General features: G+C 71.8%; 15 protein-coding genes. 5 read left to right on the top strand and 10 right to left on the bottom strand.

The window, feature by feature from the left end; genetic code table 11:
- Position 1 precedes the first annotated feature (1 nt).
- The 10 genes from ACE1OC_RS06655 to ACE1OC_RS06610 form a co-directional block, all read right to left on the bottom strand.
- Entirely contained in the window at positions 2-766 is a 765-nt protein-coding gene (locus tag ACE1OC_RS06655) for a glycosyltransferase family 2 protein (RefSeq protein ID WP_407836190.1), read from the bottom strand.
- 11 nt (positions 767-777) lie between these two features.
- On the bottom strand, positions 778-1,167 hold the full coding sequence (locus ACE1OC_RS06650) for a hypothetical protein (protein ID WP_407836189.1): 390 nt from the start codon (positions 1,165-1,167) through the stop codon (positions 778-780).
- A gap of 211 nt (positions 1,168-1,378) precedes the next feature.
- Positions 1,379-1,591: a hypothetical protein gene (locus ACE1OC_RS06645; RefSeq protein WP_407836188.1), complete on the bottom strand. Its 213-nt coding sequence runs from the start codon at positions 1,589-1,591 to the stop codon at positions 1,379-1,381.
- A gap of 602 nt (positions 1,592-2,193) precedes the next feature.
- Positions 2,194-3,687, bottom strand: coding sequence for an ATP-binding protein (locus ACE1OC_RS06640; RefSeq protein ID WP_407836187.1), 1,494 nt, complete (start codon positions 3,685-3,687; stop codon positions 2,194-2,196).
- 25 nt (positions 3,688-3,712) lie between these two features.
- Positions 3,713-4,135: a DUF6238 family protein gene (locus tag ACE1OC_RS06635; protein WP_407836186.1), complete on the bottom strand. Its 423-nt coding sequence runs from the start codon at positions 4,133-4,135 to the stop codon at positions 3,713-3,715.
- Between the two features lie 46 nt (positions 4,136-4,181).
- Entirely contained in the window at positions 4,182-5,639 is a 1,458-nt protein-coding gene (locus ACE1OC_RS06630; RefSeq protein ID WP_327416358.1) for an SCO6880 family protein, read from the bottom strand.
- 74 nt (positions 5,640-5,713) lie between these two features.
- Positions 5,714-7,030 (bottom strand): SCO6881 family protein, encoded by a 1,317-nt coding sequence (locus ACE1OC_RS06625; protein ID WP_407836185.1) that lies wholly within the window; start codon positions 7,028-7,030, stop codon positions 5,714-5,716.
- A gap of 33 nt (positions 7,031-7,063) precedes the next feature.
- Entirely contained in the window at positions 7,064-7,744 is a 681-nt protein-coding gene (locus ACE1OC_RS06620) for a hypothetical protein (RefSeq protein WP_407836184.1), read from the bottom strand.
- On the bottom strand, positions 7,741-8,043 hold the full coding sequence (locus tag ACE1OC_RS06615) for a hypothetical protein (RefSeq protein ID WP_407841491.1): 303 nt from the start codon (positions 8,041-8,043) through the stop codon (positions 7,741-7,743). Before ACE1OC_RS06615 ends, ACE1OC_RS06620 begins: the two co-directional genes overlap by 4 nt.
- Before the next feature lie 170 nt (positions 8,044-8,213).
- Positions 8,214-9,326, bottom strand: coding sequence for a C40 family peptidase (locus ACE1OC_RS06610; RefSeq protein WP_407836183.1), 1,113 nt, complete (start codon positions 9,324-9,326; stop codon positions 8,214-8,216).
- Positions 9,327-9,990: 664 nt separating this feature from the next.
- Between ACE1OC_RS06610 and ACE1OC_RS06605 the strand changes: the two genes are divergently transcribed.
- The 5 genes from ACE1OC_RS06605 (at position 9,991) to ACE1OC_RS06585 (ending at position 13,350) form a co-directional block, all read left to right on the top strand.
- A complete protein-coding gene (locus ACE1OC_RS06605) occupies positions 9,991-10,746 on the top strand; it encodes a DNA-methyltransferase (protein WP_407836182.1) in 756 nt (251 codons plus the stop codon).
- A 168-nt stretch (positions 10,747-10,914) separates the two neighbouring features.
- On the top strand, positions 10,915-11,544 hold the full coding sequence (locus ACE1OC_RS06600) for a DUF4913 domain-containing protein (RefSeq protein ID WP_407841490.1): 630 nt from the start codon (positions 10,915-10,917) through the stop codon (positions 11,542-11,544).
- Positions 11,541-12,044 (top strand): hypothetical protein, encoded by a 504-nt coding sequence (locus ACE1OC_RS06595; RefSeq protein ID WP_407836181.1) that lies wholly within the window; start codon positions 11,541-11,543, stop codon positions 12,042-12,044. Before ACE1OC_RS06600 ends, ACE1OC_RS06595 begins: the two co-directional genes overlap by 4 nt.
- Positions 12,041-12,679 carry a DUF3631 domain-containing protein gene (locus tag ACE1OC_RS06590; protein WP_407836180.1) on the top strand — a complete coding sequence of 213 codons (639 nt, stop codon included), beginning with the start codon at positions 12,041-12,043 and terminating at the stop codon, positions 12,677-12,679. The genes ACE1OC_RS06595 and ACE1OC_RS06590 overlap by 4 nt, the downstream gene beginning before the upstream one ends.
- Positions 12,676-13,350 carry a hypothetical protein gene (locus ACE1OC_RS06585; protein WP_407836179.1) on the top strand — a complete coding sequence of 225 codons (675 nt, stop codon included), beginning with the start codon at positions 12,676-12,678 and terminating at the stop codon, positions 13,348-13,350. The genes ACE1OC_RS06590 and ACE1OC_RS06585 overlap by 4 nt, the downstream gene beginning before the upstream one ends.
- The last annotated feature ends 47 nt before the right edge of the window (positions 13,351-13,397 follow it).

Below are 13,397 nucleotides of genomic sequence, written 5' to 3'. Positions count from 1 at the left end.
CTCACGCCCGGCTGGCGAGGGCGTTGCGCAGGCCGTGCCCGAACGCGTGGGCATGGCGGCGGGCGGCCAGCTCCAGCTCCTCGTACTGCTCACCGCGGGTCATCTGACCGTCGTGCTTGCGGTACCGGTAGACGGGCAGCGGGAGCAGCACGCCGGGGCCCAGCGCGGTGACGCCGACGGCTGCCATGTAGTCCTCGCCCTGGACGAGTCCGCCCATGCCGCCCGCCGCGCGCACGAGGCGGGTGCGGGCCAGGATAGTCGTCGGCCCGACGGGGATGGTGTCCTGCGGCCGGGGCCAGTACGTCACCACGTCGCCGGCGGCGTGATAGCCGGGCGGGGCCGGGCATTCCCACAGGCGCTGGGAGCCGTCCGGCAGCCAGTCCTCGCTGTATCCGGCGACCCACCCGAGCTCGTCGGTGAAGGTCTCCAGACGTATGCCCAGGCTCCAGTCGGGGAAGACGTCATCGTCGTCGGCCCAGTTCACGAACTCGGTGCGCACCTCGTTCAGGCCGAGGTTGCGGGCGCAGGCGGCGCCGACCGGGCGGGGCAGGGCGAGGGTCCGGATCCGGGGGTCGGCGGTGATCGGGGCAGGCACGAGGGCGGGGTCGGCGCCGTCGAGGACGAGGACTGCCTCCCAGGGCACTGTCTGCCGGGTGAGGCTGGCGTGCATCTCCTGCAGGTAGGGCAGGCGTTCGGGGCGGAGCTGGGTGGCGATGACGACGGTGACCTGCGGGGCGGACAGGGACATCTCCGGGGTGCGGTCCATGGGCGGGGCGTTCAGCGGGTGATCCGCGGTCGGGCGGGTGCGGGTGCCGGGGCGACCGGCTTGGTGATCTTCAGTGGGGTGGCGGGGGCCTGGATGGGCGCGGGCCGGTTCGAGTCCCACAGGGAGGGGGTGCCGGAGATCCGGGAGAGGGGGTCGGTGTCCCAGGACACGATGGGGCCGCTGTCGTACCAGGTCAGGGCGATGACCTCGATGCCGTGGTCGTGCAGGACGTAGCCCCATTCCAGGCCCATGGCATCGGCGTTGGCGTCGGTGACCGGGATCGGCTTCGCGGGGGTGCCGTCAACGTTGAACACGTTGTCGAAGGGTGCGCTCGGGCCGCGGTCGCCGTGGGGGTCGAGGCGCTCCCGGACGTTGTCGGGGGCCCTGTCCAGGAGGTCCATGCCGAGGTCCTTCCAGTCGTTGGGGCCATCGATGAGGTGCCGGCGCAGAGCGTCGAGGTCACCGCCGAAGCGGTAGCGGGCGGCGCCGAGCAGGAGCGGTAGCTGGTTGTCGGGGTAGCCGTCGTAATGGCAGTAGATGCCCTCGTAGCCGGTACCGGTGGGGCGGGCGATGAAGCTGCGGGTGCTGATAGCGGTTCCTTCGTGCAGGTGGTCAGCGGGTGCGGGCGGCCGGGGCTGCGGGCAGAGCGGGTACAGGCAGGGCCACGGCCGGTGGGCGAGGCGGGAGCGTGGCGGTAGGCGTGGCGTGGCGCAGGTTCACGCCGATCCCGTGCGCGGCGAGCCGGAGTGCGACGGCCTGGATCCGTACGGCGCGGCCGGCCTCGCCGTAGGAGGCGGGGAGGAGGAACGCGGCCTGGTGGGGCACGTACTGGAATCCGTGGACGTACAGCGCTTCCCTGGCTTCCTCCGGGACGTCCTTGTACGGCGTCCCGAGCGCCCCGTCCTCGTACCAGGTCAGGGTGAGGGTCTGGTCGACCTGCGGCGGGGCCTTGCGGTGCGGGGGTTCGGGCCGGTCGATGAGGCTGCGGCGTACCGCGTGACGAGCGATCTCGTAGCGGGGCAGCAGCCGTCGGGCGATGTGGGCGGCGGCCCGGACGGGATCGTTGGGGACCGCGATCCCGTTGGGTTCCTCGACCCCAACGAAGTGGTGTTCTTTGACGTCGGGGCAAAGGGGGGGCGACGACGAACTGGCCGGGCCGCAGCGGCCTGTCGTTGACGTAGAGGTGCTGGCCGTCCGGACCGTGGAGTACGGCCTCGTGGCCCAGGACGTACTGGCTGACGATGTACTCGACGTGACCGCGGTCCCAGAGCCGTTCGACGGTGCCGAACTGGTCCGGGTAGGTGGGATGCTGCTGGTACTCGCTCGTCCACTGCCCGGGGAGACGGGCGGCGAGCGCGGAGGCGAACAGGGACAGGTCGGCGCGTGCTGAGGGCATTGGTTCCCGGGTTGGTTGAACGTTTCTGCGGTCAATGCATGCGGGCGTCTGTGTCGAAAAGCTGCAGTTCAGCGGGGTGCAACTGGTGTTGAACCACGAAACTTCGACCCGCGACCTTCCACAGGCCACGGCCACGGGTGAGGTGGGAGAGCGCTCCGGATTCGACGCTGGTCAGACCGAGGAGTCCGGCGGCGGCTGCGAGCTGGTCGGTCTCCTGGCGGTAGATCACGCGGGTGGAGCAGTCGGCCAGCAGGCCCTCGGCCAGGGCCCGGCTCTGGCTGCCGGCGTCGCCTGCGGTGAGCAGGTCGGACAGCCGGTGGATCACCATCAAGTTCGCGATGCCCAGGCCGCGGCTCAACTTCCACTGGGCCTGCATGCGCATCAGGAGTGCCGGATGCCTCATCAATCGCCACGCCTCGTCGTAAACCACCCATCTCCGGCCGCCGTACGGGTCGGTGAGGGCTGCCTCCATCCAGGCGGAGGCGCAGGTCATGGCGAGCACGAGGGCGGAGTCGTCGGTGCCGCCCAGGCGTGAGAGGTCGATGGACAGCATGGGTCGGTACGGGTCGAACGCCGTGGTGGAGGGAGCGTCGAACATCCCGGCTAGGTCACCGAAGACCAGTCGGCGCATGGCGTGGGCGAGGTCGCGGGCTGCGTCTCCGAGGCGCCCGGCGAGCAGACCGCCGGCCAGGTCGAGACCCGGCCCGTCGGCGAGGGCGTGGGCGACGTCGCCGAGCAGAGGGGGTCTGCCGGATGCGGCAGCCCGGGCGACGGCGGTGCCGAGCGCGACGTCCAGGACGGTGTGCTCCATCGGCAGCAGGTCGCGGCCGAGGACCGTACGTGCCAGGGAGCCGAGCAGCAGCAGGCGGCGCTTGCGTACCTCCCCCTGCCACTCCGCCTCCGGTACCGAGGGGGGCCGGGGCGGCGCGTCCAGCGGGTTCAGCCTGCCGGGGAGCCCGGGCCCGAGGGCGATGGACGCACCGCCCAGGGCGTGGGCGACGGCCGTCCATTCCCCCTTCGGGTCGCACGGGACGTACACCCGGTACCCGAAGGCGACGGAGCGCAGGGCCAGGCTCTTGGCGAGCGCGGACTTCCCCTGCCCGATCACACCGGCCAGCAGCACGTTGGGATTGGTGAAGCCCTCGACCTTTCCGTACAGCTCGAAGGGGTCGAACGTGAAACTGCCCTCCGCGTGGAGGTCTTTGCCGATGTAGATGCCGTCGGCGCCGAGTCCGCCTTCGGCGAGGAAGGGGTAGGCGGCGCTCGCGACGGCGGTGGTCATGCGGTGGGCGGGGAGCTTGAGGCGGCTGCCGCGGGCGGAGAAGGGGCCCGGCCGCCCGGCGGGTGGGTAGGCCGCCTCGGGGTAGTCGGCCTCGGCGGGCTGCTGCTCGGAGCTGGGGCCGGCGGCGGCGCGGGCACGGGCCTCGGCGCGGGCGGTCTGCTTGCGCAGGGCGCGGCGCTGGGCCCTGCCGATGCCTTGTGGCGTGAACAGGTGGGTCGCGCTGGCTTCGCGGCGGTGGGACAAGAGGACGCTTCCGGGGTGGTGGCGGTCAGGACGCGAGGTCGGCGGGGGTGGTCTTGCGCCGCACTACGTGGGAGGCGGCGAGGTGCCGCTGGCAGATGGTCAGCACGGGCGGGCCTTCCGGGAGCCGCTCTGGGTGGCAGCCGGTGCCGTCAGACGCGGCGGGGAGCAGGTGGAAGGCGGCGTGGACGGCGTCGGCTGCCTGCCACAGGCGGGTGTGGGCCGTGGCCAGGTGACGTCCCGAGGCGGGTCGTTCGGGCCGGGTGTGCTCGGCGAGCTGGTCCAGGAGGCGGTGCAGGTCGGTGAGGTGGGCGTGGAGGGTGTCGAGGTGGTGTCGGTCGCTTGGCTGACTGGCACGGGTGGCGAGGAGGCGGGTGTGGTGGCGAAGGCCGGCGGTGGCCGCCCGGAGGTACGGGTGGGCGTCGCCGACGGGGTGTTCGTCAGGGGACAAGGGGCTCCTCGTGGAGGGGGACGCCGGGGGCGGCGGGCGGATGGGGCTAGAGGGTGTTGCGGGCGAGGGGGAGGGCGCAGGTGGTGAAGGCGTCGGTCTGCTGGAAGAGCAGGCGCCGCAGGTCGACCTGGGCACTGGCAGCGGCGGTCTCCAGCTGGGCGCAGGCGGCGTCCAGGGCCTGGTCGGTGTCCGCGGAGACGGTGAGCAGTCCGGTCAGGGCGACGTCGGCGTGTCCGGAGATCAGTTGCTTCTCGCGGGTCTTGACGTCGGCGTACTCGACGTTGTCGGCTTCGGACTCGACCTGGCCGCGGCGCCGGCGCTCGGAGGCGTCCGAGATGATCGCGGACTTGCGCCGCTGGACGTCCCGCAGGGCGGACTCGATGCCCTGCGGCGCGTATATCAGGGAGAAGCTGCGGCGGACGCCGGTGCTGAACATGATGCTGTGCAGGAAGCCCGAACTCGTCTCGGTTCGCGGCCAGTTCTCGATCCAGTACGTCGCGTGCCGGGCGCTGTCGGTGATGACCCGGTCGTTCTCCTCGACCTGGGCGACAGGGCCGGCGGCGGCCGGGTCTGCTTCGGCGCGGCCGGTGGAGGACCACTGCTGCAGCCGGGCTGTGGCGGCGGGGTCGTACGCGGTGCGCAGCACGGCGGCGATCTCGCGGGAGCCGAGCCAGCCGGTGACGGTGAGTCCGGCGCCGCGGGCGGCCTGGGCGACGGACGCGGTGGTCTGCCCCATGACGGTGAACGCGCCGTGGAGTCCTCCGCCTGCCTGGCCGATCAGGCGCTTGGCGGCCTTGAGGTCCAGGGCGATGGCCAGGTATGCCTCGTGGGGTGCGGCGGCGGGGCCGGCGGAGTCGACGAGCGCGGAGTAGATGTGTCCGGCCACGGGGGCCTGAGGGTTGCCGTGCTCGGTCCAGTGCCGGGCCAGGCTGTCGCCGGAGTCGGGCACGGTGCGTTCCAGGACCTGGACGGTGGCGACGTGCCCGGTGCGGGCGATGCCGGCGAGCGCCCTGCCCCAGGCGCTCACGTTGGCGTTCTGGGTGGCCGGATCGAGAAGTGCGAAGGCGCGGGAGCTGACCCGGGCGACGGCCGTGAGGGTCTGGCGGTGGGGGTCATGGATCGCGGAGGCGCCGGAGGCGGCGGTGGCCACGCGCAGGGAAGCGGTGGTGCCGGGCAGGTGCAGCAGTCCCTCGACCTGGGGGCGGGAGACGGGCCGGGCCCGCCACATGGTCTGGCCGGTACGGCGGCGGTGGGCGTAGCGGGCCACCAGCGGCGCCCAGTCGATCAGGGACCGGCCTTCCCGGCGCACCCCGACCAGGACGGCGGTGGTGATCCAGACGGGGGCCAGTGCGACGGCGCCCATCAGGCCGACGGTCAGTACGGCCACCAGCAGCAATGCCAGGGTCGAGGAGACGAGGACGAGCTGCGGGAGGGAGAGGCCCAGCAGGATCCCGCGCCGTGACCGGGTGGGGAATTTGACGGTGAGGGGGAGGACTTCGGACAAGGACGGTTCCCGGGGCGGGTCGGCCCGGGGCAGGGAGTGTGGTGGCCCTGCCCCGGGGTGGGCTGGCGGAGGGACTACAGGCCGGTCGGCGAGCCGGTCTGGGAGGCGCTGTCACCGTTGGCCGGAGCGCCGTGGGCCGGAGGCATCGGATCGGCGGGCGCACTGGTGCTCCACCCGCTCTGCTGGGATCCGGGGCCGCTCCAGCTCGGCGGACCGTCTGCCTGGCCGGTGTCCTGGCCGCTTCCGGTCCGGGCCTGCGGGGGCGCGGCCTGCTCCATCAGGTCGTGGAAGCCCCCGTCGGAGCTGCCGCCGGAGTCGCCCTTGCCCATGTCCATGCCGCCGGTCGGGTTGGAGGCGATGTCGCCGGGGAAGCCCCCGCCGCTGCCCGCAGCCTCGGCGCCACCACCGGCAGCGCCGGCTCCGGCCGCCGCGCCGCCGGTGGCCGCCGCAGCAGCCTTGCGCGCCGCGTTCTCGGCGTGCTGACGGGCAACCGTCGCGCCGGCGCCGCCGGCGCGGTGGAGGGACTCGCCGTCGGTTCCCTCAGCGGCCCAGTGCACGAACTTGAACGTCATGTACGGGCACAACAGGATCATGAGCATGATCACCATGCCTGCGGCGACGTCCGCGAGGGCGGCGACGCCGTCCTTGGCTTCGGTCTTGCCCATGGCTGCGATGCCGAGCACGAAGATGATCGTCATCAGCAGCTTGGAGACGACGAGGGTGGCGGTGGCCTCGATCCAGCCGCGGCGCCACCGTCGGGCGACTTCCCAGCCGCCGCCGGCTCCGGCGAAAATGGCCAAGGTGACGAGGATCAGGATGCCGACCTTGCGGACCATCATCACGCCCCAGAACAGGAACGCTCCGATCGCGCTGCCGAGGGCTGCGACGACTGCGACGAGCCAGCCCATTCCGGCGATGGAGCTGATCTGCTGGACCTTGACGATCCTGCGCACGGCGGAGGAGATGTCCGTCCCGGAAGCCGCGAACAGACCGTTGGACAGGGCGTCGACCACTTCGATGGCGACGGTGGTGAAGGCGATGGCGCAGAAGGCGAACAAGACACCGGAGGCCGTTCCGGTCACCGCTTGGGCGAGGGCTTGGCCGTCGCGTTTGATCGCGGCTCTCACCAGCTGCGCACAGAACGTCGCGACGAGCATCAGCAGGCCAATTGGCAGAATTGTCTCGTAGTTGTCGCGGAACCATCCCGCGCCGAGGTCGATGTTGGTGGTGCGGTCGATGGCCTTGGACGCGAGGTCCGCTGCTGCGGCGGCGACGTCACCGGCGCTTTCCGCCATCCACTTCCCGATCGCGCCGACGGGATCGGAGGCGAAGTCGATCACATCGCCGGCCTTGCAGAGGTAGCCGGCGACAGGCAGGTCACAAAAGCTCACGTCGGGCGTCCTTTCGGGAGGTACAGGCGGTGGCTACGGGGTGACGCGCGGGGCTATGGCGACCAGACGGCAGTCCTTGCCGGGTCGGCACTGGACAGCGAGGGTGATCTGCCGGTCTTCGGCACCGCCTCCGCCGCCGTTCCAGGCGAGCTGGGTTTTGCCGCGCACCGTGACGGCGTAGATGTACGCCTCGGTGATGGCTTGCGGGTTGTCGGCCAGGGCCTGCTTGAACGCGGACGGAAAGTGCGCCTCCGACGTGGTGGCGCTGGCGTGCTGGCCGTTGTCCTTCAGCCGTGACCACAGCACCGGGTCGGGGATCTGGGCCTGGATGGAGTCCCAGTCCGCGTACGCGGTTTCGCCGGTCAGCCAGCTGTGCATGCCGGCGAGCTGGGCGTCGCGGCTGGTAGTGCGGGCATCGAAGGTCCACAGCATCACCGCGCTCGCCCGGGCGAACGCGAGCGGATCAGAGATCGGCGGCGGCCCGGCGACCGTGGACCCTCCTGCGGGCGCTGTCGGTACGGGAGCGGAGGGGGCCTTCGGCGCCCCGGTCGGGCCGGTCTGCTTGCCCGATGCCTCGGGGCTCTGATTGCTCCCGGTCCACCAGGCGGCGGCGCCGGCGAAGACCAGCAGCGCGGCCAGTACACCGGCGAAAAGCAGAACGCGCCGGGGTGGCTGCCAGCCCAGGCCGAGCACGTCGAGGGAACGTTTCTTCATCGGACCTGCTGGCCGAGCGCGCTGAAGAACGCCACGATGCCGTTGGCCGCGCCCAGGCCGAGGGCCGCGGCCGCGGCTACGACCGCGCCCTTCTTGCCGTTGGCTTCGGCCTGGTGGCCGCCGGAGTGGTGGCCCCAGGCCCAGACGCCGAGGCTGACGGCCAGGGCGCCGACCACGGCCACGATCCCGAACAGGTTGATCGAGTTCACGACGGTGCGCAGGACGTCGAGGCCGGGCAGGCCGCCGCCCTTGGGTGAGACGCCCGGATCGTAGGCAAGCAGGGTGAGGCGTTCGGACAGGGGTGGGGTGAGATTGGCGGGGGAGATGGTGGTGCGCTCCTTGCATGCGCAGGACACGACGGGCCCTGCCGGGAACAGGAAGAAAAAGGGGGGAGGGGAAAGGGGCCTTCTGCGGCGCGAAGGTGGTCCGGTCCGCCCGGTGCCTCAAGGGCTGGCCGGGCGGACCGGTGTCACGGGAGACGGCGTGCGCTGTGGGCGGCGTAGTCGGCGAGGGTGCTGAAGCGGACCGGCTTTGTGGTGCGCGGGGCCTCGATGACGTAGCCGTGGCCGGCGTAGATGCCGACGTGCTCGGGGACCGCCGGGGTGCCGCGGCTGAACACCAGGTCGCCGGGGCGAAGTTGGTTCAGCGGGACGGCGTTGCCTTCCTTGACCTGGGTGTACGTGGTCCGGGTCAGGGTGATCCCGGCCTTCTTGTACGCCTGCTGGGTCAGCGAGCTGCAGTCGCAACGGCCCATCGGGTCCGGACCGTGCGGATCCAGGCACGAGCCGCCCCACTGGTAGAGGGTGCCGAGCTGGTTCATGGCCCAGGTGATGGCCGTCTTGGCGCGGGGGTCGGCGTCGGCGGGGATCGAGTACCCCTTGGGGACCGCCCCTTCGGGGATCGGTCCGGAGCCGCTGCCGTCTTCGCCCGGGGTGCACGGGTCTGTCGCAGGGAGGCGCGGGGTCTGGCCGTCGGCGGGCGGCGCTGAGCCCTTCAGCGTCGGGGCGATGGCCTGCTGCAGAGCGCGGGCGAGAGGCTCCCACTGGGCGTAGGCGTTGGGGAATCCGCTCAGCTGGACGGCCTGCGCGGCCTGGGTGACCGTCATCTGCTGCCAGCCGGGGACCTTCAGCAGGCCCTGGTAGAACTTCGTGCTGGCGTAGACGGGGTCGCGCACCTGGGCGGGAGTGCCCCACCCCTGGCTGGGCCGCTGCTGGAACAAGCCCAGCGAGTCGCGGTCGCCGTAACTGAGGTTGCGAAGCCGGGACTCCTGGATCGCGGTGGCCAGGGCCACGATCTGGCCGCGCTCGGGCACTTCGAGCGTGATGCCGGTGGCGACGATGGTCCGGGCGTAGGGAATCTGCTCGGCGGGCAGGTCCAGGCCCTCGACGTGGACGTTCTGAGCGCCTGACCCGCCGAGGACGGCAGCGACCTGGCGCCGTACGGCGTCGGTGTCGACCGAGTCGGTGACGCAGGAGGTGCCCGGGCTCGAGGAGTGGCTCGCGGCTGCGGCGAGGACGGCGGTGCCAGCCAGCAGCGCGGGGGAGAGGCAGAGCACGCCGATCGCGGCGGCGATGCCTTTCACTCCCGGGCGGCCTCCGGCCGGCGGGCTGCGGGGATGTCACGTGGCGATGGAGAGGAAGGGGTCACAGGGAGGTCCTCGGGGTGGGCCCCGGCCGCACGGTGTGAGAGGGGAAGGGCCGTGCGGCCGGAGCGGTGGAGGTGGGCGAAGAGCCCCGGCTCGGGTGCGTGTTGCCTCACACGCCCGGTGGGACGGGGGAGGTTACGGGCGGAACATGGGTGTGCCTCCTGGGACGTTCAAGGAGTGGCCCGCAGCGGCGGGCTGGTGAAGAGCGGGACGGCGGGGCGTCTTACGGGCGGTACATGGGCGGCCTCCCTGTCAGGGTCTGCGGCGGGCGGGCAGGGAACGGCGAGGCAGCAGCGATGGCTGCGTGCGGGGTCACGGACGGAACACAGGGGCCTCCTGCGGGAGAGGGGAAACGGGGAAGGGTCGCCATCAGCGGTGTCCGCCGGGCAGTGACAAGACAGTAAGCCCGAATCCCCGGTCACCGAAATCACGGACGGAATCCGCTTGATTTCCGGGGTTCTTGGTCGGCGATGCGTCTCAACCGGGAATCGTCACCTACAGTTTGGGACCTCCCCGCGCCGCCTGCCCGCATGTCTTGCGATGGCCGCCGCACGGTCTGGAGCCTTCCCGTCTGCATCCCTCACCGAATTGGGGTTCCCCTTTGTCGTTTTCCCTTCACCAGGGCGACGCGCTCAGCGTGCTCGCGACTCTGCCCGACGGCTGCGCCGATTCCGTCATCACCGACCCGCCGTACAACAGCGGCGGCCGAACCGCCAAGGAGCGCACGAGCCGCTCTGCCCGCCAGAAGTACGTCTCCGCGGACGCCCAGCACGCGCTGCCGGACTTTGTCGGCGAGAACATGGACCAGCGCTCGTACACGCTCTGGCTGACCCAGATCATGACCGAGGCCCACCGGGCCACCAAGGTCGGGGGCACGGCGCTGCTGTTCACCGACTGGCGGCAGCTGCCGGCGACCACGGACGCGCTCCAGGCCGCTGGCTGGCTGTGGCTGGGCGTCCTGACCTGGCACAAGCCGCAGGCCAGGCCGCAGAAGGGTAAGTTCCGGCAGGACTGCGAGTTCATCGTCTGGGGCGCGAAGGGCAAGATCGAAGCCGCCGCGAACCCGGTCTACCTGCCCGGCTTGTACAGCGCCTCGCAGCCCTCGGGCAAGGCTCGCCGGCACATCACGCAGAAGCCGGTCGAGGTGATGCGGGAGCTGGTGAAGATCGCCCCGCCCGGCGGTACCGTGCTCGACTTCTGCGCCGGATCCGGCAGCACCGGGGTCGCCGCGCTGCTGGAGGGACGCGACTTCATCGGCATCGAGAAGACGAAGGAGTACGCGGCTGTTGCCTCCGAGCGCCTCACCGATACCGCCCATCAGGTGCATTCCCAGGACGATTTCGCCCTGACCTCCTGACCGAGCTGCACCACAGCCCGATCCCGTGGCAGGCGGAATATAGCGGCAGATCCCCGGTTTCCGAAACCGGGGATTCTCCGGACCATCAGGGCCATCGAATTCACGGCCCTGGCTGCAAGGAGAACCCCTTTCGTGTCCGAATCTGCCGAGCCCCGCCATGGCGGGGAAATGGAGCCGGTCCGTCTGCCGGACGCTGACCTCGAATCGATCGAGGCGTCCGTCCGCAAGCTGCTCGACCAGTCGGCCGAGCAGGCCCGCATGATCGACACACTGGCCTCCGCGCCGCCTGCGGACCCGATGGCCGCGAGCATGCCCTTCGCCGGGTTCCCCGGCATGCCGTCGTTCACCGCCCCCACCCCGCCGCCGGACCCCAAGCCGATCTTGGAGCTGGAAGGCGAGGAGTACGAGGACGAAATCGCTGCGCTGACGGACTGGGTGGACGACCACCTCATGGACGTCTACGGCGCCGAGATCACCACCGCGGCGCCATGGTGCGAGCAGTGGCAGGAGCACCTCGACGTCGTCGCGTGGCTGCACGCGCTGTGGATGGCCTACCACCAGCACAAGGACCCCGAGGCCGGTCCCAGTGGCATGTTCGTGTGGCACCGGGACTTCCTCACCCACTGCATGGCTTACGTCCGCGCCCCCGGCGGCCCCCTGAGCGCCTGCCAGACCGACCCGGACCGTGCCGAGCACCGCCTGCTGCGCGGGCCGGGCCCCTCCGCGCGGTCCGCCGCCCGCGAGTCGGAGGCCCAGACGACCGGCGGCACCCTGGCCCCGGACGGGGCCGCGTTGTGACGCACCCACCGCAGCCTCCGCCGGCGTTCGGCCTCTCCTTCCACCCCGAAGCCCTCAACGACCTGCTCGCCGCTCCGGGCGACATGCGCGACCTCGGGCTTGCCCTCATCCAGGACGTCGTGCGCGCCCAGGTGAGAGGGCCCGAACTCACCGCCGAGCTGACCGGCTACCGCAAGCTCTACCTCGGCTCCCGGGTGCAGTACCGCATCGTCTACGACTACCGCCCGGCCCCGCCCGGCTCCAGCCCCCGCACCAACGTCCACATCGTCGCCGTACGCCCCCGCGCCAAGCACGACATCTACGACACCGTCCGGGCCCGCGTCGGCTGCCCCCGCCCCGCAGCCGGGCCCCGCGCGTACGCGGCTCGCTCCCTCTCGCCACAAGTCCGGCCGCGCCCTGCCTTCACGCCGGCGCCTCCAGCCGCGGCGTTCCCGGTCCCCGGCCTCCCCGCACCCGCCCGCATCGCCACCACGAATTCCCCGAAGGGTCCTTCGCGATGACCAACCTCACCGCCCAGTCCTCCTCCCTGCTCCAGGCCCTGATGACGGCCCTCCTCGAGCCCCGCCCGGCTCCGCACCCGCGCCACCAGGCCCTGCTGGATGCTCGCGAGCGTCAGCTGGAGGTGGAGGCGGAACTGAGCGCCTGGTCCAGCCGACCGCAGCCCGCCACCGAAGCCGCCCAGGACAAGGAACTCGACGACCTGAGCAATCTGCTGGTCGAGCATGCCAAGGCGGGCCGGCAGGTCTCGCACCTCCTGGGCGCCGACAGCTGCTGCCCGCCGTGCGCCGACTCCGAGCAGCCGCCGACCGTCCTGAGCCGCCCCGCAGAGAACGCGGTCTCCGCCTTCGCGGCCCCGTGCATCCTGGCCGCCTGCCTGGACGTCTTCGCCTTCCGCGGCAGTCCGGACGCGCTGTCCTCCGCCGACCTCGTCGCGGAGCTGCGCACCCTGCCCGGCATCGCCGAGGGCCGCTGGCCCTACGCCGAACTCACCCAGACCCGCCTGGCCACCCTGCTGCGCCCCTACGAAGTGGCCAGCCGCGACATCACCATCGGCGACGGCCGGCGCCGCAAGTCCTACCGCCGCTCGGCCCTTCTGGCCGCCATCCCGGCCGACTGCGACTGCCGCCCGTTGTGACCGCCCGCGAATCCCCGGCAACCGCCCTGGACGCCGCCATTGAGCAAGTCGTCGGCGACCTGACCGTCCTGCATCACGACCATCTCCGCGGGCTGCTCCTGGCGGAGCGGGCCGCGCTCGCTGCCGTACACCGGGAACTGATGAATGCCGAGGGCGCGGTCGCCTACCACCGCAACGTACTGAAGCGCCTGTCCTCCGGCAGCTACCCCGTGGATGCCCCGCTCCTGGACCGCCTGCGCCGGACTGTGCACGACCTGGCCCAGGCCACGGCCGCCCGCGACCGGCTGCAGGAGGGTGTCGCTGCCGCCTTGGAGGCGGTCAAGGCCGCCGCCCCGGCCCTCGCCCCCGCTGACGACGAGCTGACGGTGCACGACTTCGCGGCGCTCCTCTCGCTCGCCGGCGGCGGCACGATGCGCGAACACCTCCTCACCCACCGGGTCTCGGTCCGAACAGTCCAGGGCCGTCTCATCGACCTTCCGGCATTCCAGCGCCTGGAATCCCACGGACTCGTCACCCGGGACACGTCCCGGGCGCTAACCGTCGGCCAGCCGGTCGCCTTGACCGACACCGGCCGGACCGCGCTGCTTGGCACCCGCCGTCCACCGGCCATGGCCACGCCTTTGCCTGCCCGCCCGGCCGGGGCCTGGCCGGCACAAGCCCGACAGCACTGACCCAAGGTGCCCCGGGGTTCGTCCCCTTCCGCCCCTAAAGAAAGAAG

The organism is Streptomyces stoeckheimensis (genome assembly GCF_045822005.1).
GTDB lineage: Bacteria > Actinomycetota > Actinomycetes > Streptomycetales > Streptomycetaceae > Streptomyces > Streptomyces stoeckheimensis.
Note: the sequence above shows the minus strand (reverse complement) of the source record. Positions and strands in the feature narration are given on the sequence as shown.